We start from the raw sequence: 24942 nt of genomic DNA, 5'->3' as shown, positions 1-24942 counted from the left end.
GTGTTCTGCGCGCGCACCATCGCGTCCCGCGTCGCCCCGATCCGCTCGTCGACGTTCCGCTGCACCCGCCGCGCGACCGCCCCGGGCCCTGCGCCGCCTCAGCGCGTCTGCGCCACCCAGGCCCGGTGCATCGCCGCGTACACGCCGTCGTCGGCCACCAGGTCCTCGTGCGCGCCGAACTCGACCACGCGACCCGCGTCGACCACGACGACGAGGTCCGCCGCCTCGGCGGTCGACAGCCGGTGCGCGATCGTCACCGTGCTCCGCCCGGTGGTCAGGGAGTCCAGCGCGCGGGCGATCCGCACCTCGGTGGCCGGGTCGACCGCCGAGGTGGCCTCGTCCAGCACGAGCAGGTCGGCGTCCGCGAGGTACGCGCGGGTCAGCGCGACGAGCTGCCGCTCCCCCGCCGACAGCGCCTCCCCCCGCTGGCCGACGGGCGTGTCCAGCCCGGACGGCAGCTCCGCGACCCAGTCGGTCAGCCCGAGCTCGGCCAGCGCGGCGCGCAGCCGGGGCTCGGCCTCGGCCGGGCTCGGGGCCGCGTGGTCGTCGCCGTCGCGCAGGCCGTAGACCAGGTTCTCCGCGAGCGTGGCGTCGAACAGGAAGCCCTCCTGCGGCACCATGACCACCCGGCGGCGCAGGTCCTCGGTGCGGACGGTGCGCAGGTCGGTCCCGTCGAGCAGCACCGCGCCGCGCGTGGGGTCCATCAGCCGGGTGACCAGCTTGGCGATCGTCGTCTTGCCGGAGCCGGTGGCGCCGACGACGGCGACCGAGCGGCCGGCGGGCAGGCGCAGGTCGACGTCGTGCAGCACGGGGGGTCCGTCGGGGTAGGCGAAGCCCACCCCCTGCAGCTCGACCGCGGCGGGGCCGCGCGGGGACGGCACGCCGCGCGGGCCGGGGTCGGCGACCTGCACGGGCGTGTCGATGATGCCGAGCACCCGGCGCCAGCCGGCGACCGCGTTCTGCAGCTCGTTCAGCACCTCGGTCGCCTGCTGCACCGGTCCGGTGAACAGCTGCACGAGGAACAGGAACGCGAGCAGCTTGCCGACGCTGAGGTCCCCCGCGACGCCGAGCGCCGTGCCGGCGACCACCACGACCGCCAGCACGAGGTTCGCGACCAGCACGCCGGAGGAGAACACCAGCGACACCGTGTTCTGCGCGCGCACCATCGCGTCCCGCGTCGCCCCGATCCGCTCGTCGACGTTCCGCTGCACCCGCCGCTGCACGCCGTACGCCCGGATGGTCTCCGCGCCGACGACCGCCTCCGACACCGCACCGAGCATGGCGCCGACCCGCTCGCGGACGGTGGTGTAGGCGACGTTCACCCGGCGCTGGAGCGGCCGGAGCGCGAGCACCAGCGGGCCGAAGCAGAGCCAGACCAGGACGGTCAGCTGCCAGGAGTACACCGCCATCAGCACCGTCGCGACGAGCACCTGGAGCGTGGAGACGAGCAGCATGATGCCGCCCCACTGCACGAACATCGAGATGGTGTCGACGTCGGAGGTCACCCGGGACACCAGCGACCCGCGTCGCTCGGTGTTCTGGGTCAGCACGGACAGGTCGTGCACGTGCCGGAACGCGCGCACGCGGAGCTGGGCGAGCCCCGCCTCGCTGGCGCGGAACAGCCGCACGTTGACCAGCGCGGAGCACAGGCCGCCCGCGACCAGCGCGACCGTCGCGGCCAGCACCAGCGTCACGACGCGGCGCACGTCGGGCCCGCCGTCGGCGAGGATCCCGGTGTCCATCACCTGCTGCACGGCGATCGGGACGACCACCTTGCCCGCGGCGGCGAGCGTCGCGAGCACGAAGGTCAGCCCGATCCCCTGCACCAGCTGCGGCGACACCTCGATGCCGCGGCGCAGCGTGCCCATGACCCCGCGGTGCGTGCCGCCCAGGCCGGCCTGCGCCTCGGCCTGCTGCTCGGCGCTCATCGGGCCCCCTCCGCGTCCAGCTCGTCCTCGTCCTCGCGCTCCAGGTCGGCGCGCTCGTCCGCCGCGGCCGCCTCGGCGTCCAGCGCCTCGGCCCGGCGCGCCGCGCGCCGCTCGGACTCCTGCTCGTACGCGGTCGCCAGGTCGGCGTAGCCGGGGTCCCGGGCCAGCAGCTCGGCGTGCGTGCCGTGGTCGACCACCCGGCCGCCGGCCAGGTGCACCACCTCGTCCGCGAGCAGCACCGAGGACATCCGGTACGCCACCAGCAGCACGGTCGGCCCGCTCGCGTCGCCGCCGGCGTGCGCGCGCAGGCCGGTCAGGATGTCCTGCTCCACCCGGGGGTCGACCGCGGAGGTCGCGTCGTCGAGCACGAGAAGCCGGGGCCGGCGCACCAGGGCGCGCGCGATCGCCAGCCGCTGCCGCTGGCCGCCGGACAGGTTCGAGCCCCGCTCGCCGAGCCGCGCGTCGAGCCCGCCGGGCAGGTCGCGGACGACGCCGTCGACGCGGGCGAGCCGCAGCGCGGCCCACACCTCGTCGTCCGACGGCGCGTCCGGGTCGTCGGGGTCGCGCAGCGTGACGTTGCCGCGCACGGTGTCCTCGAACACGAACGTCTGCTGGCCGACCAGCACGACCTGGTCGGTGAGGTCCCCCGGCACCAGGTCGCGCACGTCGGTGCCGTCGACCTCGACGGTGCCGGTGCTGGGGTCGGTGAGCCGCGGGACGAGCGACACCAGCGTCGTCTTGCCGGCGCCCGTCGGACCGACCACGGCGACCACCCGGCCGGGCGCGACGTCCAGGTCCACGCCGCTGAGCAGCGGGAGCGGGCCGGCGGGCCCGGGGACCTGCACGCCGACTCCGGACAGGCGCAGCGCGGCCCCGCCCCCGCCGGCGCGCGCCAGCGGCCGCGTGCCGGGCGCCAGCTCGCCCTCCGCGTCGACCACGCGCGCCACGCGCTCGTGCCCGACCAGGCCGCGCGGCAGCTCGCCGAGGACCCAGCCGAACGCGCGCACCGGCACGGCCATGAGCGTGAGCAGGTAGGCCGCGGACACGATGTCGCCCGTGCCGACCGCCCCGGCCTGCACCCGCCAGACGCCGACCAGCAGCACGAGCAGCGTGCCGAGGTTCGGCAGCATGTCGATGACCGGGTCGAAGTAGGCCCGCACGACCCCCACCCGCACGTTCGCCTCCCGGAGCTGCCCGGCCCGCTCGGCGAACCGGCGCTCCTCGCGCTCCTCGGTGCCGAGCGACTTGACCAGCAGCGCGGCCTCGAAGCTCTCGTGCGCGATGTCGGCGACCTCGGCGCGCAGCTGCTGCGCGCGGGTCGCGGCCGGGGACATCCGGCGCTGGAAGACCAGGTTGGCCACCACGGCGGCCGGCAGCACGGCCATCGCGGCCACGGCGAGCCACACGTCGGTGCTGAACAGCGCGACGGCGGCGACGCCGATCATCACGACGACGCCGAGGGCGAACGGCAGCGGGTTGAACACGCCCGTGGCGGCCTCGACGTCGGCGGAGGCGTTGGACAGCAGCTGGCCGGTGGGGTGCGCGCGGTGCCACGTCATCGGGAGCCGCAGGTACTGCCGGGTGACCGCACGGCGGTGCATCGCCTGCTGGTCGGCCACGCCCATGCCGGCGAAGATCCGCCGGCCGGCGACGGCCGCGGCCAGCGAGACCGCGACCAGGGCGAGCACGCCGCCCGCGACCCAGATCCGCCCGCGCGCGTCGGGGTCACCGCCGAGCGCCGGGACGACCACGCTGTCGGTCGCCCACCCCAGCACCCGGCTGATCGCGACGGTCAGCGCGCCGTACGCGGCCGAGGTGCCGATGGCCAGGACGTACGTCCGCGGCTGGGAGGCGATGCCGCGCCCGAGCAGCAGCAGGGAGCGCCGCAGCACCGACCCGGTGAGCATCGCCGGACGGGGCGTGGTGGAGCGCGCGGGCACAGCACGGCCTTTCACGAGAGGAGGTGGCGGCGCCGTCGATCCTCTCACGGGCCACCCACAGGTGAGACGGCTGGGTCGCACCAGGTGAGACGACGGCCCGCCCGCGGCGACCCGCGCCGGGAACGCCGACGGGCCGGCCACCCGGAGGTGGCCGGCCCGTCGGACCGGTGGCCGGGCTGCGCGCCCGGCGGTCGGCTCAGTTGCCGGTGAGCTTCTCGCGGAGCGCGGCCAGGGCCTCGTCCGACGCGAGCGTGCCGGTCGCCTCCTGGGCCGGGGCCGAGGAGTACGAGGAGGAGGAGGAGGACGACGACGAGCTCGAGGCGGCGGCGTCGCCACCACCCTGAGCGGCCTCCGCGTCGGCCTGGACGGCGTCCAGGACCTGCTTGCGGTGCGCCTCCCAGCGCTCGTGCGCCTGGGCGTACTGCGCCTCCCAGGTCTCGCGCTGGGACTCGTAGCCCTCGAGCCACTCGTTGGTGGTCGGGTCGAAGCCCTCGGGGTACTTGTAGTTCCCCTCCTCGTCGTACTCGGCCGCCATGCCGTACAGCGCGGGGTCGAAGTCCTCGGAGGTCGGGTCGAAGCCCTCGTTCGCCTGCTTGAGCGACAGCGAGATGCGGCGGCGCTCCAGGTCGATGTCGATGACCTTGACGAACACGTCGTCGCCGACCTGGACGACCTGCTCCGGGATCTCGACGTGGCGCACGGCCAGCTCCGAGATGTGCACGAGGCCCTCGATGCCGTCCTCGACGCGCACGAACGCACCGAACGGGACGAGCTTGGTGACCTTGCCGGGGACGACCTGGCCGATGGCGTGCGTCCGGGCGAAGGCCTGCCACGGGTCCTCCTGCGTCGCCTTCAGCGACAGGGAGACCCGCTCGCGGTCGAAGTCGACGTCCAGGACCTCGACCGTGACCTCCTGGCCGACCTCGACGACCTCGGACGGGTGGTCGATGTGCTTCCAGGACAGCTCGGAGACGTGCACGAGCCCGTCCACGCCGCCCAGGTCGACGAACGCGCCGAAGTTGACGATCGAGGACACGACACCGGGGCGCACCTGGCCCTTCTGCAGGGTCTGCAGGAAGGTGGAGCGGACCTCGGACTGCGTCTGCTCGAGCCACGCGCGGCGCGACAGGACCACGTTGTTGCGGTTCTTGTCGAGCTCGATGATCTTCGCCTCGATCTCCTTGCCGACGTACGGCTGGAGGTCGCGGACACGACGCATCTCCACGAGGGAGGCCGGGAGGAAGCCACGGAGGCCGATGTCGAGGATGAGGCCACCCTTGACCACCTCGATGACGGTGCCGGTGACGACGCCGTCCTCCTCCTTGATCTTCTCGATCGTGCCCCAGGCGCGCTCGTACTGGGCGCGCTTCTTGGACAGGATCAGACGACCCTCCTTGTCCTCCTTCTGGAGGACGAGGGCCTCGACCTCGTCACCGACCTTGACGACCTCGCCCGGGTCCACGTCGTGCTTGATGGACAGCTCGCGGGACGGGATGACGCCCTCGGTCTTGTAACCGATGTCGAGCAGGACCTCGTCGCGGTCGACCTTGACGATGGTGCCCTCGACGATGTCGCCGTCGTTGAAGTACTTGATCGTGGCGTCGACCGCGGCGAGGAAGTCCTCGGCCGAGCCGATGTCGTTGACCGCGACCTGCGGGGTGCCGGGCTTGGCGGGGGTGGAGATGCTCATGTAGGGATGGGCTCCGATGCGGACATGAAGTAGTGGGAACAGGTTCGGCGGGGCGCCAGACGGCACGCGACACCGGCGAACACCTTACCCGCCGTGACGACAGCGGGTCAAAGGCGCCCGGGCGCCGCGGTGACGGCCGCCCGGGCGCTCGCGCCGCGGCGATCCGCGGCCGCCCGGGGCGGTCAGGCGAGCGCCCGGACCACCTGGAGCAGCTCGGCGGGCACGCGCTTGACCTTGCCGGCGATCTCCTGCAGCGGCACCAGCACGACCTCGTCGCCGCGCAGGGCGGTCATGACGTCGGTCTCGCCGCGGCTGACCGCGTCGATCGCCGCCACGCCGAACCGGCTGCCGAGGATCCGGTCGGCCGGGACCGGGCTGCCGCCGCGCTGCACGTGGCCGAGGACGGTCACGCGGGTGTCGAACCCGGTGCGCTGCTCGATCTCCGCCTTGACCCGCGCGGTGATCGCGCCGGCGACGATCTCGCCGAACTGGCCGACCGGCGCCTCGTAGGACATCGAGGTGCCCTCGGCGGGCACGGCGCCCTCGGCCACGACGACGATCGAGAAGTTCGCGTGCGCGCGGTGCCGGTGCTTGAGGAACTTGATGACCTTGTCGATGTCGAACGGCTCCTCGGGGGCCAGCACGACCTCGGCGCCGCCCGCGATGCCCGCGGTGACGGCGATCCAGCCGGCGCTGCGGCCCATGACCTCGACGATCATGACGCGGTTGTGCGACTCCGCCGTGGTGTGCACGCGGTCGATCGCCTCGGTCGCGATCCCCACCGCGGTGTCGAAGCCGATGGACCGGTCCGTGCCCCACACGTCGTTGTCGATCGTCTTGGGGATGGCGACGATCTTCACGCCCGCCTCGGCGACCTTCGACGCCGCGTGCAGCGTGCCGTCGCCGCCGATGCAGATCAGCGCCTCGATCCGCTCGGCCTCCAGCGTCGCGAGCACGGCGTCCAGGCCGCCGTTCGACGAGTGCGGGTGGTACCGCGCGGTGCCCAGCAGGGTCCCGCCCACCGGCAGCACGTTGCGGATGTGGCTGCGGCTGAGCGGGATGATGTCCCCGTCCACGACGCCGCGCCACCCGTTGCGGAACCCGATGATCGAGTGGCCGTACTCCCCCTCCCCGCGCTTGACGACGGCGCGGATGGCCGCGTTCAGACCGGGGACGTCGCCCCCGCCGGTGAGCAGTCCGACACGCACGCTGAGGTCTCCTTCTGAGATGGGGTGGCCGCGGCGCCCTCGCGCGGCGTGACCAGGCTAACCGTGCGCGTCCCGGCCCCCCGTGAGCCGGAGGTCCCGGGCGATTCGTCCGGCTACCGTCGTGGCTGTGACCGACAGCACCGACGACAGCGCCCGCGACCGGCTCGCCGCGGCCGGCTACCTCGACGTCCCGGCCGCCGCGACCGAGGGCGCCGGACGGCGCTGGTGGGACGCGAACGCCGGCGAGTACCTCGACGAGCACGGCGCGTTCCTGGGCGACGACGACTTCCTCTGGTGCCCCGAGGGGCTGCGCGAGTCCGAGGCGGGGCTGCTGGGCGACGTCGCGGGGCGGCGGGTGCTCGAGGTCGGGGCCGGGGCGGCGCAGTGCTCGCGCTGGCTGGCCGCCCGGGGCGCGCAGGCGGTGGCGACCGACGTGTCCGGCGGGATGCTCGCCGCTGCCCGCGAGCTCGACCGGCGGCTGGCGGGCGACCCGGCCCGCGAGGCCGGTCCGGTGGCGGGGCGGGCGGCGACGGTGCCGCTCGTGCAGGCCGACGCCCGGGCGCTGCCGTTCCCCGACCGGTCGTTCGACGTGGTGTTCACCGCCTACGGGGCGATCCCGTTCGTGCCCGACGCCCGCCGGGTGCACGCCGAGGCGGCGCGGGTGCTGCGGCCGGGCGGCCGCTGGGTGTGCTCCGTGACGCACCCGGTGCGCTGGGCGTTCCCCGACGACCCCGGCGAGCGCGGGCTCACCGCCGACCGGTCCTACTTCGACCGGCGGCCGTACGTGGAGCGGGACGAGCAGGGGCGGGTGCTGTACGCGGAGTACCACCGGACGATCGGCGACCACGTGGCGGACCTGGTCGGGGCGGGCCTGGTGCTGGACGGGATCGTCGAGCCCGCCTGGCCGGACGAGAACGACCGGACGTGGGGCGGCTGGAGCCCGCTGCGCGGCCGGCACCTGCCGGGCACGGCGATCTTCGTGGCGCACCGCCCGGCGTAGCGGCTCCGCATCCGCCGAGGTCGGCGGTTCCGTCCACCGGCCGGGGTGCGGAACCGACGACCTCGGGCGGAACCGCCGACCTCGCGGACCTCAGTGCCCGGCGGCGTGCCAGCTCTCGCCGACGCCGACCGACACGTCCAGCGGGACCGACAGGTCGTACGCCGACCCCATCTGGGCGCGGACCAGCGCCTCCACCGCCTCGCGCTCCCCCGGGGCGACCTCGAGCACGAGCTCGTCGTGGACCTGGAGCAGCAGCCGGCTGCCGAGCCCCTGGGCGTCGAGCTCGGCCTGCACGCCGAGCATCGCGAGCTTGATGATGTCCGCCGCGGACCCCTGGATCGGGGCGTTCAGCGCCATCCGCTCCGCGGCCTCGCGCCGGACCCGGTTGTCGCTCGTGAGGTCCGGCAGGTACCGCCGCCGCCCGAGGATGGTCGCGGTGTACCCGGTCGCACGGGCCTCGTCGGCCACGCCGGTCAGGTAGTCGCGCACGCCGCCGAACCGGTGGAAGTAGTCCTGCATCAGCGCGGCGGCCTCGGACACCTCGATCTTCAGCTGCTGCGACAGCCCGTACGAGGACAGGCCGTACGCGAGGCCGTACGACATCGCCTTGATCTTGGACCGCTGGGCGCTGGTGACCTCGTCGGTCGGCACGCCGAACACCCGGGACCCGACGTAGGAGTGCAGGTCCTCCCCCGCGGTGAACGCCTCGATGAGGCCCTCGTCGCCGGACAGGTGCGCCATGATCCGCATCTCGATCTGCGAGTAGTCCGCGGTCAGCAGCGTCTCGTAGCCCTGGCCGACCACGAACGCCCGGCGGATCTGCCGGCCGGCCTCGGTGCGGATCGGGATGTTCTGCAGGTTCGGGTCGGTGGACGACAGCCGCCCGGTCGCCGCGATCGTCTGCTGGAACGTCGTGTGGATCCGGCCGTCGGGCGCCACCGAGCGGAGCAGCCCCTCGACCGTCTGCCGCAGCCGGATGGCGTCGCGGTGCGCGAGCAGGTGCTCCAGGAACGGGTGCCCGGTGCGGGCGAACAGGTCGGCCAGCGCGTTGGCGTCGGTGGTGTAGCCGGTCTTGGTGCGCTTGGTCTTCGGCATGTCGAGCTGGTCGAACAGCACCTCCTGCAGCTGCTTCGGCGAGCCGAGGTTCACCTCCCGCCCGATCGCGTCGTACGCCTCGCCCGCGGCGCGCTGCACCGCGGTGTCGTACTCCTTCTCGAGCGCGGACAGGTAGCCGGCGTCCGCGGCGATGCCGACGTGCTCCATGCGCTCGAGCACGCCCTCCAGGGGCAGCTCGACGTCGCGGAGCAGGTGGTCCGCGCCGCGGTCCACGAGCTGCTCGCCCAGCACGTCGACCAGGTCGAGCACCGCGGCCGCGCGCACGGCGCCGCGGGTGCCCTCGGAGGAGCCCTCCAGGTCGAGGTCGAGCGCGCCCTGGCCCGCCTCGTCCGCGACCGCGCCGAGCTCGCGGCGCAGGTAGCCGATCGCGAGGTCGGACAGGTCGTAGCCGCGGCGGTCGGGCTGCAGGAGGTACGCGCCGAGCTCGGTGTCGAACTCGACGCCCGCCAGGGTCAGCCCGCGCCCGGCGAGCGCGTGCCACGCCTCCTTGGCCGCGTGCAGCGCCTTCGGCTGCGCCGGGTCGGCGAGCCACGCCGCCAGCGCCGCCTCGTCGGCGGGGGCGATCTGCGCGAGGTCGTACGCCACGGCCTCGCCGCCGGCCACGAGCGCGACCCCCCAGGCGTCGCCGCCCGCCGGGGACGCCGAGCCCTGCACGTCCACCGCGGTGCGCGCTCCGGCGTGCCGCTCGAGCCACGCGGCCAGGCCGCCGTCCACCGGCGTCACGACGACCGGGCCCTCCGCGGGCCCCGCCACCTCCCCGGCGCCGTCGTCCTCGCCCGGCAGCATCGCGAACAGCCGGTCGCGCAGCGTGCGGAACTCCAGCTCGTCCAGGATGGTGTGCAGCGCCTCGCGGTCCCACGGCCGCGCGACCAGGTCCTCCGGGCCCAGCGGCAGCTCCAGGTCGTCGAGCAGCCGGTTGAGCTGGCGGTTGAGCAGCACCTGGTCGAGGTTCGCGCGCAGCGACTCCCCCGCCTTGCCGGTGATCTTGTCGACGTTGGCGACGACGCCCTGCAGGCCGTCGTACGTGGTGATCCACTTGGCGGCCGTCTTCGGCCCCACGCCCGGGACGCCGGGCAGGTTGTCGGAGGACTCGCCCACCAGCGCCGCGATGTCGGGGTACCGCTCCGGCGGCACGGCGTACTTGGCCTCGACCGCCTCCGGCGTCATCCGCGCGAGCTCCGAGACGCCCTTGACCGGGTAGAGCACGGTGACCCGCTCGGTCACCAGCTGCAGCGAGTCGCGGTCGCCGGAGCAGATGAGCACGTCCATGCCCTCGGCGGCGCCCTGGCGGGCGAGGGTGGCGAGGATGTCGTCGGCCTCGAAGCCCGGCTTGTCGAGCGTCGGGATGTGCATGGTCGCCAGGACCTGCTTGATGACCTCGACCTGGCCGCGGAACGCGTCCGGGGAGGCGGAGCGGTTGGCCTTGTACTCCTCGTACTGCTCGGTGCGGAACGTGGTCCGCCCCGCGTCGAACGCGACCGCCACGTGGGTCGGCGCCTCGTCCCGCAGCAGGTTCGCCAGCATCGACACGAACCCGAACACCGCGTTGGTGGGCTGGCCGGTCGAGGTGGCGAACTTGTCGACCGGGAGGGCGAAGAAGGCCCGGTAGGCCATCGAGTGGCCGTCGACCAGGAGGAGTCGCGTCGCGTCAGTCACGGGTGCCAACCTATCGGGCATGGCTGACACCGACCTGCCGCCCGCCGCCGCGACCCCCGCCGCCGACGGCGCTCCCCTCGGCACCCACGTCCCGCCCGGCACGCTCATGGAGCGCATGGGCATCGAGCTGCAGGAGGTGTCCGCGGAGCGCGCGGTCGGCACCATGCCGGTCGCCGGCAACGTGCAGCCCTACGGCCTGCTGCACGGCGGGGCCTCGGCGGTGCTGGCGGAGACGCTCGGCTCCTACGCCGCGAACGCGCACGCGGGGCCGGACCGGCGTGCGGTCGGGATCGAGCTCAGCTGCACGCACCACCGGTCCGCGACCGAGGGCGTGGTGACGGGGACCGCGACCGCGGTCCACCTGGGCGGCCGGGTCGCGACCTACGACGTGGTGGTCTCGGACCCGCGCGGCCGGCGGGTCTGCTCGGCGCGGCTCACCTGCATGCTGATCGACGCCCGGCCCGCCTGAGCGGCCTCCGTCACCGTCGCGGCGCGTCCGGCACGGGCGCGCCGCCGGCGGGCGATCAGGTCGTCGAGCCCCCCGCGGGCGGGCCGGCGACCGGGCTGCGGGGCGTCCGCCGAGAGCCGGCGCTGCAGCACCTCGGTGCTGACCACCCGGTGCGCGGCCGCCGGGGCGAACCCGAGGCGCGCGAGGAACCGGTGCATGCCGCGGGCGCCGGGCAGCGGCACCGCGAGGACGTCGGTCGCGCCGACGCGCCGCGCCTCGTCCACCACGCCGCCGAGCAGCGCGTGCCCGACCCCGCGGCGCCGGGCGCCCTCCGCGACGTACACCGCCTCGATCGACACCGTCACCTCGTCGGTGAACAGGCTCGGGCCCACGATCCGGGCGAGCACCAGGCCGCAGAGCTCGTCGTCGAGCGTCCCCACCAGGCCGACGGCGCCGGGCTCCGCGACCAGGGCGCCGATCTGGTGCCGCAGGCGGTCGGCGTCGTCGGTGCACAGCTGGGAGCCGACGAGCGACTCGGAGCGCGCCGCGAGGCTGAGGGACACGAGGACGTCGAGGTCCTCGGGGCGAGCGGGTCGGACGGCGACGGGCGAACGCACGGTGCGACGACCTCCTGGACTACTCGGACGGCGCGGCGACACCGGTGTCACCACGATCCTGCTGCGCCCCCCGCGGCATCGCCCGATCATGGCGCACCACCAGGGCGTCTGCCTAGTCGCGACGGGACCCCCGGGACGGCCCGGCGGACGGAGACGCAGGTCACGGCGGGGCACTGTGGGCCTTCTCACCCCTCCGGGTGAACGCTGCGCCGTCCGGGGGGCGGGCGCCCGCCCCCCGGGAGGTCACCGGTCCGTGACCGACGTGACGAACGTCTCGAACACGATCGAAACGGGCCGGAAACGCAGCCTCCCTACTGTCGCGCCATCTCGACGCCGCCCGACCTGGCGCGAGCCCGCTGCCGACGGCCTCACGGCCACGACCGGACGGAGGACCAGGTGCGCCGAGCCGCGACCAGGGACCGTTCCACCGCCGGGGCGCTCGCCGCCCTCGGCGTGCTCCTCCTCTCGTTGTTCTTCCTGCTCGCCGACCCGGGGACCGCCCGGGCCGCGAGCGCCGGGTGCGCCGCCGACGCCGCCACCGGCTGCATCAACGGCACGATCCGCACCGCCGACCAGCAACCCGCGGTCGGCGTCGTCCTGGACGTCGACGGACCCGGCGGCGCGAGCAGCGCCACCACGGACGCCGAGGGCCGCTGGACGGTCGCGGTCACCGCCGCGGGCGAGTACACGGTCACGCTGGACGTGGCGACGCTGCCCGCCGGCGAGACGCTGCGCGACCCCGCCGGCAACCCGCGCACCGTCACGGTGGCGCTCGGGTCGTCCACGGGGGCGCTGTTCCCGCTGGGCGCGCCACCCGCCGGCGGGTCGGGCGGGTCCGACGACGCGGGCGCCGACCCCGAGCCGGGCAGCACCGCCCCGGCCGACGGCGAGGTCGGCGCGCCGACCGGGTCGTCCGACTCCGGCTCGTTCTCCTGGGGCCGGCTGGCGCAGCAGGCGAGCAGCGGGCTGGTGTTCGGCGTGCTGCTCGCGCTGGCCTCCGTCGGCCTGTCGCTGATCTACGGCACCACCGGCCTGTCCAACTTCGCCCACGGCGAGCAGGTCACGCTCGGCGCGATCGTCGCCTACGTCGCGGTGCAGTCGTTCGGGCTGCCGCTGCTCGTGGCCGGGGTGATCGCCGTGCTGGTCGGCGCGGCCTCGGGCTGGGTCCAGGACGCCGGGATCTGGCACCCGCTGCGCAAGCGGCGCGTCGGCACCACCCAGCAGATGATCGTCACGATCGGCCTGTCGATGGCGCTGCAGTACACGTACCAGTTCTTCTTCGGCGGCGGCGCGCTGCGCATCGTCACCACCACGCCGACGATGGTCACGCTCGGGCCGGTCCGGATCAGCGCGACGTCGCTGTGGTCCCTGCTGATCGCCGCGGTCGTGCTGGCCGGCGTGGCGTACTTCCTGCTCGGCACGCGGGTCGGCCGCGCCACCCGCGCCGTGTCGGACAACCCGGCGCTCGCCGCCGCCTCCGGCATCACCGTCGACCGGATCGTCCGGCTGGTGTGGATCCTCGGGGCGGCGCTGGCCGCGCTGGGCGGCGTCCTGATGGGCCTCTACCTCAACGCGACCTCCTGGAACATGGGCGGCGCCCTCCTGCTGCTGATGTTCGCCGCGGTCACGCTCGGCGGGCTCGGGCAGGCGTTCGGCGCGCTGGCGGGGTCGATCGTCATCGGCCTGGTCGTCGAGATGTCGAACCTCGTGATCCCGAGCGACATGCGCTACGCCGGCGCCCTGCTCATCCTCATCCTCGTCCTGCTGCTGCGGCCCCAGGGCATCCTCGGCCGCGCCGAGCGGATCGGTTAAGGAGCCGACATGGACTGGTCCCGCATCCTCGTCAACGTCGCGGGCGAGATCTTCGCCCCGACCACCGCGGCCTACGCGCTCGCCGCCATCGGCCTGAACGTGCACTTCGGCCTCACCGGCCTGCTGAACATGGGCCAGGCCGGGTTCATGCTGCTCGGCGCCTACGGCTTCGCGATCTCGACGATCGCCGGCTGGCCGCTGTGGGCGGCCGTCCTCGTCGCGATCGCGTGCGCCGCCGTGTTCGGCCTGCTGCTCGGCATCCCGACCCTGAAGCTCCGCGGCGACTACCTGGCGATCGTCACGATCGCCGCCGCGGAGATCGTCCGGCTCGTCGGCCGGTCCACCGCGCTCACCGAGCTGACCGGCGCCTCGTCCGGCCTGCGCGGCAACTCCTACAAGGACACGTTCCAGGACGCGTCGCCGTTCCCGGACGGCACGGTCGCGCTCGGGCCGTTCGAGTACGCGATGAACGCGTCGAACTCGTGGTGGGTCCGGATCGTCGGCTGGGCCGTCGTCGCGCTGGCCTGCCTGCTGATCTGGCTGCTCATCCGCAGCCCGTGGGGCCGGGTGCTCAAGGGCATCCGCGAGGACGAGGACGCCGTGCGCTCGCTCGGCAAGAACGTCTACTCGTACAAGATGCAGGCGCTGGTGCTCGGCGGCGTGATCGGCGCCGTCGCGGGCATCATCTACGTCCTGCCGCGCGCCGTGCAGCCCGACTCCATGGGCCGGCCCATGACGTTCTTCGTCTGGACGATCCTGCTGCTCGGCGGCGCCGCGACCGTGTTCGGGCCCGTGCTCGGGTCGATCATCTTCTGGGTGTCGCTCATGCTCATCAAGTCGGTCATGCGCGTCGGGGTCCCCGAGTCGATCATGCGCACCGAGCAGATCGAGCAGTTCGGCTGGATCGTCGTCGGCGTCACGCTCATGCTGCTGGTGATCTTCCGACCGCAAGGCATCCTCGGCGACAAGAAGGAGCTGGCGATCGATGTCCGCTGACCTCCCCCGGGGCCACGTCCCCCCGCCCGTCCCGCACGCCACCACGACGACCGGCCGGGACCGCGTCACCGCCGACCTCGCGCACGTCGCGCACACCCCCGGCGTGCCCAAGCCCGACGCGATCGTCGTCGCCGACCAGGTCACCCGGCACTTCGGCGGCATGACCGCCGTCGACGTCGGGCACCTCGAGGTGCAGCGCGGCGCGATCACCGCGCTGATCGGGCCGAACGGTGCCGGCAAGACGACGCTGTTCAACCTGCTCACCGGGTTCGACAAGCCGTCGACGGGCACCTGGTCCTTCGAGGGCCGGTCGCTGTCCGGGGTGTCGGCGGCGCGCGTCGCCCGGTCCGGCATGGTCCGCACCTTCCAGCTCACCAAGGCGCTGTCGCGCATGACGGTGATCGAGAACATGCGCCTCGGCGCCACGAAGCAGTCCGGCGAGAACCTGTTCACCGCCCTCGTCCCGCCGCTGTGGAAGGCGCGGGAGAAGGAGATCACCGAGCAGGCCGAGGAGCTGCTGGTCCGGTTCAAGCTCGACGCCAAGCGCGACGACTACGCCGGCTCGCTGTCCGGCGGCCAGCGCAAGCTCCTGGAGATGGCGCGCGCGCTCATGTCGAAGCCCACGATGGTCATGCTCGACGAGCCGATGGCCGGCGTGAACCCCGCCCTCACCCAGTCGCTGCTCGGGCACATCCAGGCGCTGCGCGAGGAGGGCACCACGGTCCTCTTCGTCGAGCACGACATGCACATGGTCCGGCACATCTCGGACTGGGTGGTCGTCATGGCCGAGGGCAGGATCGTCGCCGAGGGCCCGCCCGAGGACGTGATGGCCGACCAGGCCGTCATCGACGCCTACCTCGGCGCGCACCACGACACCGACCTGGGCGACGACGCGCTGCTGGACGACGGCAGCATCGAGCAGCTCGAGGCCGAGGAGCAGGCGAACCAGGCGGCGGCCGCGGCGGCCGCCTCCCCGACGACCGAGGAGGGCTCGCGATGAGCACCGCCGTGCAGGGATCCGACTCCTCGACCGTCCACCGCGGCGCCCCCGCGGGCGAACCGCTGCTCGCGGCGACGGACCTGGTGGCCGGCTACGTGCCGGGCGTCAACATCCTCAACGACTGCAACCTGGTCGTGCACCCCGGCGAGCTCGTCGGCATCATCGGCCCGAACGGCGCCGGGAAGTCGACGCTGCTCAAGGCGCTGTTCGGGCTCGTGACCATCCGGTCCGGCTCCGTGGTGCTGAAGGGCGAGGACATCACGAACCACCGCGCGGACTCCCTGGTCCGGCGCGGCGTCGGGTTCGTGCCGCAGACGAACAACGTGTTCCCGTCGCTGTCCATCCAGGAGAACCTGGAGATGGGGCTCTTCCAGGCGCCGAAGCGGTTCGCCGAGCGGTTCGACTTCATCGCCGACCTGTTCCCGGTGCTCGGCGAGCGGCGCAAGCAGCGCGCCGGGTCGCTGTCCGGCGGCGAGCGGCAGATGGTCGCGATGGCGCGGGCGCTGATGATGGACCCGTCCGTGCTGCTGCTCGACGAGCCGTCCGCGGGGCTGTCCCCCGTGCGGCAGGACGAGACGTTCCTGCGGACCCGGAAGATCAACAAGGCCGGGGTGTCGGTGGTGATCGTCGAGCAGAACGCCCGGCGGTGCCTGCAGATCTGCGACCGGGCGTACGTGCTGGACCAGGGGTCGAACGCGTACTCCGGCCCGGGTCGCGAGCTGATGCACGACCCGAAGGTGATCGAGCTCTACCTCGGCACGCTCGCCACGGACGTCGAGGCCGCAGCGGCGGACCGCCCGCCGGCCGCGCCGGCCGCGCCCCCGGCACCGCCGGCGCCGCCGGGGCCGGCTGCGGAGGCCCCGCCCGCCCCGTGAGGCTGTCGGCGTCGCGAGTGGGCAACCGACACGTCGAGTGAGCATCCGGCGGATGCACAGTCGACGTGTCGGTTGCCCACTCGGCGTCGTACGCGGACGCACACCGGCTTTGCCCTGCACCAGCTTCGCGAGGTCGCCGACGTCGCCCACGAACCCGAGCGCGATCTCCTCCGGCGTCCACGCACGGCCGTAGCGCTCGGCCTCCCACATGGCGTAGCGCGCCCGCACGGCGCGCGCTTCCGCTTGCATCTCCTGGAGCTCCATCGACCCATGCTGGCGCACCGCGCAGCCGTGACGGGCGCGTTCCGCGGCGCGCGAGTTCGCCGGTTGCGCGCGAGTTCGCCGGTTGCGCGCCGCCCCCTGGCGCGGAACCGGCGAACTCGCGGTCGGCGTCAGGCGTGCACGTGGTCGTGCGGGTGGGCGTGGCCGTCGGCGTGGTCGTGACCGTGCTCGCCGTCGTGCACGTGGTCCGCCTCGTCCCCGTCGAACGGGGGCATGCCCAGGCGCGCGCGGACCTCGGGGCGGCGCAGCGGCGGCACCGTCGCCGGCGGGCGCCGGCGCTCGGGCAGCTCGTCGAGCAGCCGCGTCACGATGGCGGCGATCTCGTCGACCGCCCGGTCCAGCGGCTCGGCCGTCGCGGCGCTCACCGACTGCACGCCGGTGACCTTGCGGACGAACTGACGGGCCGCGGCCACGATCTCCTCGTCGGTCGCGGCGGGCTCGAGGCCCCGCAGCGTGGTGATGTTCCGGCACATGCCGACCACGGTAGGTCGGCGCCCGGTTCCCGGGAAGACCCGGGCGCGTCAGCCGGCCGAGGGGTGCACGATCTGCTGCACGGCCCACCGGTTGCCGTCGGGGTCGGCGAAGAACAGGAACCTCCCCCACGGGAAGTCCTGCACCTCCCCCACCTCGAGCCCACGGCCGGTCAGCTCGTCCCGCGCGGCCTCGATGTCCGCCACGACGAGCTGCAGGCCCTCGACGGAGCCGGGCGGCATCGTGGTCAGCCCGGTGCCGATCGCGATCGAGGCCCCCGACCCGGGCGGCGTGAGCTGCACGAACCGGATGCCGCCGCCGACCTCGTGGTCGTGGTCGAGCACGAACCCGGCGCGCTGCGTGTAGAAGTCCTTGGCCCGGTCCACGTCGGAGACGGGCACCTGCACGAGCTCCAGTCGGTAGTCCATGCCCGGACGCTACGCCCGACCGCCCACACGGCCCTCCCCCGCCGCGGACGACCCGCCCGGTCCGCAGGGGCCCCGGACGGCAGGGGGCCCGGGACGCCGCACGCGCCCCGGGCCCCCTCCGGGCGGCCGGTCCCCTGCTCCGGCCACCCTGAGTCAGGTCGTGGTCACTCCTCGACCGCGCCCTCGACCGCCTTCACCCAGACGTTCTTGTTGTCGGCGCCGTACTTGTACACCCCGATGAACGCGGACGACGGGTCGTTGTCCTCGTTGAACGGGCCGATGCCGGCCTGGCCGACGTACTGGATGTCCTCGCCGGCGTCGAGCAGCTCGACGCAGTCCGCGTACGTGGTGCACTCCTCGCCGCCGTCGGCGCCGGAGACCGCGGCGAGGTTCGCCTGGATCGTCGGGCCGTCGGTGGCGCCGCCCTTGACCGCCGCGAGGGCCGCCAGGATCGTCGCGTCGTAGGACTCGGGGCCGTAGGCGTAGTCGGTGAGCGCCGGGTCGACGCTCTTCAGCCGCTCCTGGAACTCGTCGCTCGGGAACGCGCCGGGGATGGTGCCCTGCGCGCCCTCGAGGGTGCCCGGGTCGAAGTCGGCGGAGTAGTCGGCGGTGTTGCCGTCGACCATGTAGATCGTCGACGGGTCGACGCCGGCGGCGACGAGCTCGGGGATGATCTGCTTGGTCTGCTCGAAGGCGAGGACCACGACGGCGTCGGGGCTGGTCGCCATCAGCGCGGTGACGTCGGTCGCGAAGCTGCTCGCGGCCGGGTCGAACTCCTCGCCCTCGTTGCCGTAGACGACCGTGGCACCCGCCGCCTCGACGGTGGACTTGAGGACGTCGCGCAGCGAGGTGCCGTAGTCGTCGTTGAACACCAGGACGCCGATGTTCGCGTGCCCGTCGCCGGTGATGAGGTTGCCGAGCGCCGCGCCCTGCACGGTGTCCGGCGGGGCGGTGCGGAAGTAGAAGTCGGAGTAGCCCGACAGCGAGGTCGCGGTGTTCGCCGGGGAGATCTGCACGATCTCGGCGCCGGTGATGTCGTCGATGACGTTGAGCGTCACGGACGAGGACGCGGCGCCGACGATGACCTGGACGTCCTGCGAGATGAGGTCGGTGACCGACTGGGTGGCGACCTCGGCGTGGTCGGCGTCGGAGGAGTCCGCGTGCACGACCTCGACGTCCGCGCCCAGCACGCCGCCGGCCTCGTTGATCTCCTGGACCGCGAGGTCGACGCCGGCGACCTCGGGCGGGCCGAGGTAGGCCAGCGTGCCGGTCTGCGGCAGCAGCGTGCCGACGATCAGCGGGCCGGCGGTCGCGCCGTCACCGCCGCCGGTCTCCTCGCCGCCGGCCTCGTCGTCGCCGCCGGCGCACGCGGTCAGCACGAGGGCGACGGCACCGGCGAGGGCGGCCGCCTGGACGGCATGTGTCGTACGAGTCATGCGTGGTACCCCTGTCGATGAGGACGACCGGCCGGGTGCCCCGGCCGGGTGCGGAGGCCCTGCCCGACCACCGGCTGGGCGCGAAGGTATGCGCCCCGTGTGTCGCCGGTGTGTCGTGCATGTCACACCCGGGGTCGTTGCCGGATCGTGACGTTCCCGCGCGATCGCGCGGGCGGGCGCGCCGCTCCCCGGACAGCACGAGGCCCGGCCCACCGTCCGGTGGGCCGGGCCTCGGGGAGACTCAGGACGCGGGGATCAGGAGGCGCCGCCCACCTGGTCGATGACGGCGTCCGCGACCTCGCGCATGGTGAGCCGGCGGTCCATCGAGGTCTTCTGGATCCAGCGGAACGACTCCGGCTCCGTCAGGCCCATCTTGGTCATGAGCAGGCCCTTGGCGCGGTCGACGCGCTTGCGGGTCTCGAACCGCTCGGCGAGGTCGGCGACCTCGGACTCGAGCGCGGTGATCTGGGCGTAGCGGGAGATGGCGATCTCCACCGCGGGCAGCAGGTCCGCCGGGCTGAACGGCTTGACGACGTAGGCCATCGCGCCGGCGTCGCGGGCGCGCTCCACGAGCTCGGTCTGCGAGAACGCGGTGAGCAGCACGACCGGCGCGAGGTGGGCCTTGGCGATCCGCTCGGCCGCGGAGATGCCGTCGAGCACCGGCATCTTGACGTCCATGACGACGACGTCCGGCTTGAGCTCGGTCGCGAGGGCCACGGCCTGCTCGCCGTCACCGGCCTCGCCGACGACGTCGAAGCCCGCCTCGCGGAGCGTCTCGACGACGTCCATCCGGATGAGGGCCTCGTCCTCCGCCACGACGGCGCGGCGGGCGGGCCTGCCGGACGCCTCGGGCGCCTGCTCGGCCGCGCGGGCCTGCGGGATGTCGAGGTCGAGGGTGGGGTCGGCGGCGTTCTCGTCGCCGCTCGGCGTCGCGTCCTGGGTGCTCACGAGGAGAGATTCTAGGACCTCGACGGCTCGGGACGCGTCCCCGGGCCTGTGAATCGCGGCACCCCTACCGCACGGTAGTGTTTGGGCCCCCCGCCGAGCGGCCCACCGCCGTGCGCGCAGGCCTCTCAGCCGGCCCGGCCGACCCAGTCCGCCAGCAGCGCCCCCAGCACCTCCGGCCGCTCGTGCGGCAGCGCGTGCCCGGCCCCGTCGACCACCGCCAGCGTCGCCCGCGGGTAGCGCTCCAGCAGGGCCACCGCGCCCGCGTAGCCGACGAACGAGTCCCGGCGCCCCGCCACCACCAGCACCGGGCCGCGGTACGGCGCCGCGCCGGGCGCGTCCAGCCCGGTGATCTCCCAGCGCTGCCCGATCCGCGCGTTCGCCCCGGCGTCCGCGAGCGCCGCGCCCGGCTCGACGAACCGCCGGTACCGGTCGAGCATCTCGGGCGTCTGCACGACGAAGTAGCCCCGGAACTCCGCGTCGCCGAGGTCGTCGTCCCGGACGACCGGATCGTGCGCCGGGACGGCGTGCCCGCCGGCGACGAGCGGGCACACGAGCGCCAGCCCGGCGACGAGGTCCGGCCGGCGCGCCGCGATCCCCCGGGCGTCGTGCGCGCCCGCGGAGTGCCCGGCCAGCAGCACCGGCTCACCGCCCGACACGTCCTCGACGAACCCGAGCAGCACGTCGAGGACGTCGTCCTCGGTTCCCAGCGCGGGTGGCGCCGGCGTCCGGCCGTGCCCCGGCACGTCCGGGTACACGCGCCGCAGACCGCCCACCGCGGCGAGCGGCCCGTCGAAGCACGCCTCGGGCTCCCGGTGGTCGACCCCGGCACCGTGCAGGACCACGACGGTCCGGCCGGAGCCGTGCGCGACGTGGTGCACCGTCACCCCGTGCGCCGTCGGCACCATGCGCCCACCCCCTCAGCGGAGCACGACCACCCCGCCGTCGCCCTGCCCGTACAGGATGCCGCCCTGGGTCCACACGCTGTCGACCCCCGGCGGGAGCGGGGTCGCCCAGGCCCGCCCTCCCGACGTGAGCCGGTAGGCGGCGAGCACCGGGACCCCCGACTCCGGGTCGCGCTCGACCCGGAGCAGGTGCACCCCGTCGGTCATCAGCCGGAAGTCCCGGAGCATCGCGCCCTCGGTGCGCCACCGCTCCTCTCCGGTCTCCGCGTCGACCGCCCAGACGGTCGTCGCGCCGCTGCCGTGGGGCCGGGTTCCGGCGGCGGTCCGTCGGCGTCCTCCAGCAGCACCTCGGCCATGCCGCCCGCCCCCATACGCCCACTGTAGGGGGGCGGGACCGGGCCGGCCGGGCGTTCGCGGGGCCGGTCCGGGGACGACGCAGCGCCCGGGCACGAGGTGCCCGGGCGCTGCGTGTCGCGGAGCGGACGACGGGATTCGAACCCGCGACCCTCACCTTGGCAAGGTGATGCTCTACCACTGAGCCACGTCCGCACGGCCTCGTCCTCGGCCCGACCGGGCCGCGAGGCGAGATAGGACAGTACAGGGCGCGCGGGGCTTTCGCGAAACCGCGATGCGCCGCCGGCGGCACCTCAGGGGGTCGCGCGGGGGCCGCCGATCGCCGCCAGCCGCTCGACGAGATGGACCGCCGACGGCCCCTCGACGGCCACCTCCTCGGCTCCCCCGGGCACGTCGAGCTCCAGGATCTCCAGGCCCGGCGCGACCCGCAGCGCGTCCCCCCGCCCGGTGCGGCGACCAGTCCGGCGCACCCCGTCGACCGCCAGCCGGACCGGCGCCCGGCGCAGCGGCCGCATCCCGGCCACCAGGCGCACGACGGTGAGCCCCGCGTCGCCGACGTCGAGCCGGGCGCCGACCCAGCGCGGGCCGAGCCCGGTGCCGCCGCCCGCCGACCGGACCGACGCCTCGAAGCGCCCCGCGCCGGCCCCCGCCGCCGCCCGGCGCCGCCGGACGCGGGTCGCGGCGGCGTCCCCGACCACCGCCGCGACAGCGATGGCGCCGCCGATCGCCCACGCGGACGCGGGCTCCTCGTGGAGGACCCACCGAGCCGCCGCGGCGGCCACCGCGGCGGCGAGCACGCCGGCGATCAGCACGGCGAGGACGGTCGAGCGGCGAGACCCCATCGGACCAGCATGGCGGTGGCGGGCCGTCGGCGTCCGGCGAACGGCATCCCGATCCCGGCCGGCCGACGACCGCGCGGGCGTAGCCTGGACCGCACCACCACGGCCCGGGACGGGAGGACGCACGTGCTCGACGCGCTGCTGACGCTCCTCCGCGACGTCCCCGCCTCGCTCGCGGTGCTGCTCGGCACCGGGACGCTGACGTCGGTGCTGCTGCTCGTCGGCGCGACGGCCTTCGCGGCCGCCGCGCTGTCGCTGGTGTCCCGCAGTGCCCGCGCCCTCGTGCTCGTCGCGGCACCCGCGCGCGGCGTCCGCCGGGTGGCGGCGGCGCTCGAGCGGCGACCGGCCGCGGCGCAGAGCGACCCGGACGCGCCGGGGCGCGCCCGCCCGCGGGCACCCGGCCTGCTCCTCGGCTGATCACCCCCGCCGCCGCAGCCCGACCCGTCCGCTCCGCGCCCTCGTGCGCCCGGTCGCGGCCGCCCGGCCGTGCGCGGACGGGGCTGATCGGCGAACGCCTCCCCAGCCGTTCGACCGAGGACCCCCACCATGGACCCGCTCGCCCTGCCCCCCGTCGCCGCGGTGCTCGACGCCGCCTACCGCGCCCTGATGGGCCTGACCCACCTGCTCGAACCGGTCGCCGGGACCGGCGCCGCGGCCGCCGTCGTCGTCCTGGTGACCCTCGCGGTCCGGTCCGCGCTGATCCCGGTCGGCGTCGCCCAGGCCCGGGGCGAGCGCACCCGCGCCCGCCTCGCACCCCGGCTCGCCGCGCTGCAGCAGCAGCACCGCGACGACCCCGCCGCCCTGCAGCGCGCCACGATGGCGCTCTACGCCGAGGAGGGCACCTCGCCGTTCGCCGGCTGCCTGCCGGTGCTGGCGCAGGCGCCGGTCGTGGGGGTCGTGTACGCGGTGTTCGTGCACCCGCGGATCGCCGGGCACGGCAACGACCTGCTCGGCCACACGCTGCTCGGGGTGCCGCTCGGCGACAGCCTGCTCGGGTCGCTCACGGGCGGCACGGCGACCGTGGCCACGCTCGCGGTGTTCGGGGTGCTCGTCGCGGCGATCGCGGCGGTGGGCGAGCTGACGCGGCGGTCCGTGGCTCCGGGCGGGGCCCTGGCGTCGTCGCCCGGGCCCGCCGTCGACCCGGCCCCGGCCGGTGCTCCGGCGAACCCGCTCGCGGCCCCCGGGATGCAGCGCGTCCTCGGCGCCCTGCAGTTCCTCACCGCCGCGGTGGCGTGCGTGGTGCCGCTCGCGGCGGGCCTGTACCTGCTGGTGACCGTCTGGTGGACCTACGCCCAGCGGCTCGTGCTGCGTCGACGGTTCCCGCTCGACGGCTCGGCTCGCTGACGTCGGACGGTGTGGGGTGCCCCGAGTGGGATTCGAACCCACACTGGATCGGGTTTGAGCCGATTGCCTCTGCCGTTGGGCTATCGGGGCGCCGCACCAGGCTACCGGCGCGCGCCCGGGCCTCCCGACGCCCCGGCGCGCCCGGGCCGGCCGCGCTCGGCCTACGGTTTCCGGCGCGGCCCACGTCGATCGGGGTGGGGCGGGCAGGAACCCGTAGGCGGGTTGGCGGGCGCCGCTCCCGGCACCTCGACCACGCGGCCACCCAGGGGTGCCCGCGACGCACCACTCAACCGGCCCGGGGGCGTGCTGCACTGGCGCGGTCCCCCGGTCTGAGGGGTCCGCGGGGACCCGGCGGCGGGGCCCGGGGCAGCACACCCGGTCCCGCCGCCACCGCGCCTCACCCCCCGGCCGCGACCCCCGCGTCCGCGGGCACACGCTCCGGCGCCGGCAGCACGCCCGCCCGGGCCAGCGACCCCAGCCACGCCAGGCTCGGCTTCGGGGTCCGGGCGAACGTGGCCCGGTCGACCGCGACCAGCCCGAACGTCGGCCGGTACGACCCCCACTCGTAGTTGTCGAGCAGCGACCAGTGCAGGTAGCCCCGCACGTCGCACCCGTCCTCGACGGCCGCGGCGAGCCCGGCGAGCGCCCCGGTCGTGTAGGCCACCCGCCGGTCGTCGTCGTCCGTCGCGATGCCGTTCTCGGTCACGAGCATGGGCACCCCGCCGGTCACGTCGCGGGTGTGCCGCAGCGCGTGCCCGAGCGCCGCCGGGTAGTACTCCCAGCCGATGAGCGTCCGCTCCACGTCCGCGGGGTGCTCGACCGGGCCGTCCGGGCCGATGACGGTGCGCAGGTAGGCCTGCACGCCCACGAAGTCGTCGTCGCGGGACTGCTCGAGGAAGAAGTCCTCCCGCCAGTACGCCCAGGCGTCCCGGACCTCCTCCGCCCCGGGGAGCGCCTGGTAGTCCTGGTTCGCCACCGACCAGCCCGAGCGCACGTGCCCGAGCCCGCGCAGCACCTCGACCGCGGCGTGGTGCGCGGCCGCGATCACCCGGGACGCGTGCGGCGACGGCCCCGGCCAGCTGACGCCGACCTCGGTGTCGATCCGGGCGTCGGCCTGGTTGACCATCATGTTCGGCTCGTTGATGGTCACGACCCAGCGCACGTCGTCGAGGATGGTCGCGGCGGCCTCGGTGTACCGGCGGAACCGGTCGACGACGTCGGGGGCGTACCAGCCGCCCTCGTGGTGCTGCCAGGCCGGCACGGTGAAGTGGTGCAGCGTGACGACCGGCTCCACGCCGCGGTCCCGGCAGGTGTCGATCATCCGCCGGTAGTGGTCGAGCTGGGCGCGGGACACCTCGTCGCGGGCCGGCTCGATCCGGGCCCACTCCAGGGAGAACCGGTAGGCGGTCAGGCCGGCGTCGGCGAGCAGCCGGATGTCCTCGGGGTACCGGTGGTACGAGTCGCAGGCGTCGCCGGACACCTCCTCGACGTGCGTGCCGGGCTGGTGCTCCAGCAGCCAGTTGCTCGCGTTGGTGTTGCCGCCCTCGACCTGGTGACCCGCGGTGGCGGCGCCCCAGAGGAAGCCGTCGGGCGCGGGGACGGAGTCGGGCAGGGGCGGGGTGGTGCGCGAGGTCATGCGGGGTGTCCTTCCG

Annotated in this window: 22 protein-coding genes and 2 tRNA genes; 8 read left to right on the top strand and 16 right to left on the bottom strand. The window is 74.7% G+C overall.

From position 1 onward, the window contains the following. Positions 1 to 98: 98 nt before the first annotated feature. From MHY85_RS11360 to MHY85_RS11345, 4 genes are all read right to left on the bottom strand, one after another. A complete protein-coding gene (locus MHY85_RS11360; RefSeq protein ID WP_239196377.1) occupies positions 99 to 1928 on the bottom strand; it encodes an ABC transporter ATP-binding protein in 1830 nt (609 codons plus the stop codon). Next, positions 1925 to 3835 (bottom strand): ABC transporter ATP-binding protein, encoded by a 1911-nt coding sequence (locus MHY85_RS11355; protein WP_239196383.1) that lies wholly within the window; start codon positions 3833 to 3835, stop codon positions 1925 to 1927. The genes MHY85_RS11360 and MHY85_RS11355 overlap by 4 nt, the downstream gene beginning before the upstream one ends. A 229-nt stretch (positions 3836 to 4064) precedes the next feature. Then, the gene (rpsA, locus tag MHY85_RS11350; RefSeq protein WP_158373569.1) at positions 4065 to 5558 is read right to left on the bottom strand and encodes a 30S ribosomal protein S1; all 1494 of its coding nucleotides are present in this window, start codon (positions 5556 to 5558) and stop codon (positions 4065 to 4067) included. A gap of 182 nt (positions 5559 to 5740) precedes the next feature. Then, the gene (locus MHY85_RS11345; RefSeq protein WP_239196375.1) at positions 5741 to 6766 is read right to left on the bottom strand and encodes a 6-phosphofructokinase; all 1026 of its coding nucleotides are present in this window, start codon (positions 6764 to 6766) and stop codon (positions 5741 to 5743) included. 127 nt (positions 6767 to 6893) lie between these two features. Between MHY85_RS11345 and MHY85_RS11340 the strand changes: the two genes are divergently transcribed. Continuing rightward, positions 6894 to 7766 carry a class I SAM-dependent methyltransferase gene (locus MHY85_RS11340; RefSeq protein ID WP_239196373.1) on the top strand — a complete coding sequence of 291 codons (873 nt, stop codon included), beginning with the start codon at positions 6894 to 6896 and terminating at the stop codon, positions 7764 to 7766. Between the two features lie 90 nt (positions 7767 to 7856). On the opposite strand, the gene polA is transcribed toward MHY85_RS11340, so the two are convergent. Further along, on the bottom strand, positions 7857 to 10559 hold the full coding sequence (gene polA / locus MHY85_RS11335) for a DNA polymerase I (protein WP_239196371.1): 2703 nt from the start codon (positions 10557 to 10559) through the stop codon (positions 7857 to 7859). On the opposite strand from polA, the gene MHY85_RS11330 reads away from it, so the two are divergent. After that, positions 10558 to 11007, top strand: a complete 450-nt coding sequence (locus MHY85_RS11330; RefSeq protein WP_374233470.1) for a PaaI family thioesterase — start codon at positions 10558 to 10560, stop codon at positions 11005 to 11007. The genes polA and MHY85_RS11330 overlap by 2 nt on opposite strands. Here MHY85_RS11330 and MHY85_RS11325 read toward each other — a convergent pair. Next, on the bottom strand, positions 10920 to 11603 hold the full coding sequence (locus MHY85_RS11325) for a GNAT family N-acetyltransferase (RefSeq protein WP_239196369.1): 684 nt from the start codon (positions 11601 to 11603) through the stop codon (positions 10920 to 10922). The two genes, MHY85_RS11330 and MHY85_RS11325, sit on opposite strands and share 88 nt — an antisense overlap. A 396-nt stretch (positions 11604 to 11999) precedes the next feature. Here MHY85_RS11325 and MHY85_RS11320 point away from each other — a divergent pair, with 396 nt between their 5' ends. Genes MHY85_RS11320 through MHY85_RS11305 form a run of 4 tightly spaced genes read left to right on the top strand, consistent with a single transcriptional unit; the run spans position 12000 to position 16286 of the window. Continuing rightward, positions 12000 to 13415: a branched-chain amino acid ABC transporter permease gene (locus MHY85_RS11320; RefSeq protein ID WP_239196367.1), complete on the top strand. Its 1416-nt coding sequence runs from the start codon at positions 12000 to 12002 to the stop codon at positions 13413 to 13415. Positions 13416 to 13424: 9 nt separating this feature from the next. Beyond that, the gene (locus tag MHY85_RS11315; RefSeq protein ID WP_154729536.1) at positions 13425 to 14411 is read left to right on the top strand and encodes a branched-chain amino acid ABC transporter permease; all 987 of its coding nucleotides are present in this window, start codon (positions 13425 to 13427) and stop codon (positions 14409 to 14411) included. Further along, complete coding sequence (locus MHY85_RS11310; RefSeq protein WP_239196365.1) at positions 14401 to 15411, top strand: ABC transporter ATP-binding protein; 1011 nt, start codon at positions 14401 to 14403, stop codon at positions 15409 to 15411. The genes MHY85_RS11315 and MHY85_RS11310 overlap by 11 nt, the downstream gene beginning before the upstream one ends. Next, positions 15408 to 16286: an ABC transporter ATP-binding protein gene (locus tag MHY85_RS11305; RefSeq protein WP_239196363.1), complete on the top strand. Its 879-nt coding sequence runs from the start codon at positions 15408 to 15410 to the stop codon at positions 16284 to 16286. The genes MHY85_RS11310 and MHY85_RS11305 overlap by 4 nt, the downstream gene beginning before the upstream one ends. 392 nt (positions 16287 to 16678) lie before the next feature. On the opposite strand, the gene MHY85_RS11300 is transcribed toward MHY85_RS11305, so the two are convergent. The 8 genes from MHY85_RS11300 to MHY85_RS11265 all read right to left on the bottom strand — a co-directional run bounded on the left by MHY85_RS11300 (position 16679) and on the right by MHY85_RS11265 (position 21949). Continuing rightward, positions 16679 to 17041: a DUF2277 domain-containing protein gene (locus tag MHY85_RS11300; RefSeq protein ID WP_239196361.1), complete on the bottom strand. Its 363-nt coding sequence runs from the start codon at positions 17039 to 17041 to the stop codon at positions 16679 to 16681. Positions 17042 to 17089: 48 nt separating this feature from the next. Then, positions 17090 to 17467, bottom strand: a complete 378-nt coding sequence (locus MHY85_RS11295) for a VOC family protein (RefSeq protein ID WP_239196359.1) — start codon at positions 17465 to 17467, stop codon at positions 17090 to 17092. Between the two features lie 164 nt (positions 17468 to 17631). Further along, complete coding sequence (locus MHY85_RS11290; RefSeq protein WP_239196357.1) at positions 17632 to 18903, bottom strand: ABC transporter substrate-binding protein; 1272 nt, start codon at positions 18901 to 18903, stop codon at positions 17632 to 17634. 255 nt (positions 18904 to 19158) lie between these two features. Next, positions 19159 to 19785, bottom strand: coding sequence for an ANTAR domain-containing response regulator (locus MHY85_RS11285; RefSeq protein WP_239196379.1), 627 nt, complete (start codon positions 19783 to 19785; stop codon positions 19159 to 19161). Positions 19786 to 19976: 191 nt separating this feature from the next. Then, positions 19977 to 20756, bottom strand: coding sequence for an alpha/beta fold hydrolase (locus MHY85_RS11280; protein WP_239196355.1), 780 nt, complete (start codon positions 20754 to 20756; stop codon positions 19977 to 19979). Between the two features lie 12 nt (positions 20757 to 20768). Then, positions 20769 to 20981: a hypothetical protein gene (locus tag MHY85_RS11275; RefSeq protein WP_239196353.1), complete on the bottom strand. Its 213-nt coding sequence runs from the start codon at positions 20979 to 20981 to the stop codon at positions 20769 to 20771. Between the two features lie 249 nt (positions 20982 to 21230). Further along, positions 21231 to 21302, bottom strand: a tRNA-Gly gene (locus MHY85_RS11270). A gap of 98 nt (positions 21303 to 21400) precedes the next feature. Continuing rightward, positions 21401 to 21949 (bottom strand): hypothetical protein, encoded by a 549-nt coding sequence (locus tag MHY85_RS11265; RefSeq protein ID WP_239196351.1) that lies wholly within the window; start codon positions 21947 to 21949, stop codon positions 21401 to 21403. A 123-nt stretch (positions 21950 to 22072) separates the two neighbouring features. Between MHY85_RS11265 and MHY85_RS11260 the strand changes: the two genes are divergently transcribed. Further along, the gene (locus MHY85_RS11260) at positions 22073 to 22363 is read left to right on the top strand and encodes a DUF6412 domain-containing protein (protein WP_239196349.1); all 291 of its coding nucleotides are present in this window, start codon (positions 22073 to 22075) and stop codon (positions 22361 to 22363) included. Positions 22364 to 22492: 129 nt separating this feature from the next. Next, complete coding sequence (gene yidC / locus MHY85_RS11255; protein ID WP_239196347.1) at positions 22493 to 23290, top strand: membrane protein insertase YidC; 798 nt, start codon at positions 22493 to 22495, stop codon at positions 23288 to 23290. Between the two features lie 17 nt (positions 23291 to 23307). On the opposite strand, the gene MHY85_RS11250 is transcribed toward yidC, so the two are convergent. After that, positions 23308 to 23380 (bottom strand) — tRNA-Leu (locus tag MHY85_RS11250). A 307-nt stretch (positions 23381 to 23687) separates the two neighbouring features. Then, positions 23688 to 24926, bottom strand: a complete 1239-nt coding sequence (locus MHY85_RS11245; RefSeq protein WP_239196345.1) for a glycoside hydrolase family 1 protein — start codon at positions 24924 to 24926, stop codon at positions 23688 to 23690. Between the last annotated feature and the right edge of the window lie 16 nt (positions 24927 to 24942).

This window comes from Cellulomonas sp. ACRRI (assembly GCF_022346185.1).
Lineage (GTDB): Bacteria > Actinomycetota > Actinomycetes > Actinomycetales > Cellulomonadaceae > Cellulomonas.
This window is presented reverse-complemented; position numbering and strand designations above follow the sequence as displayed.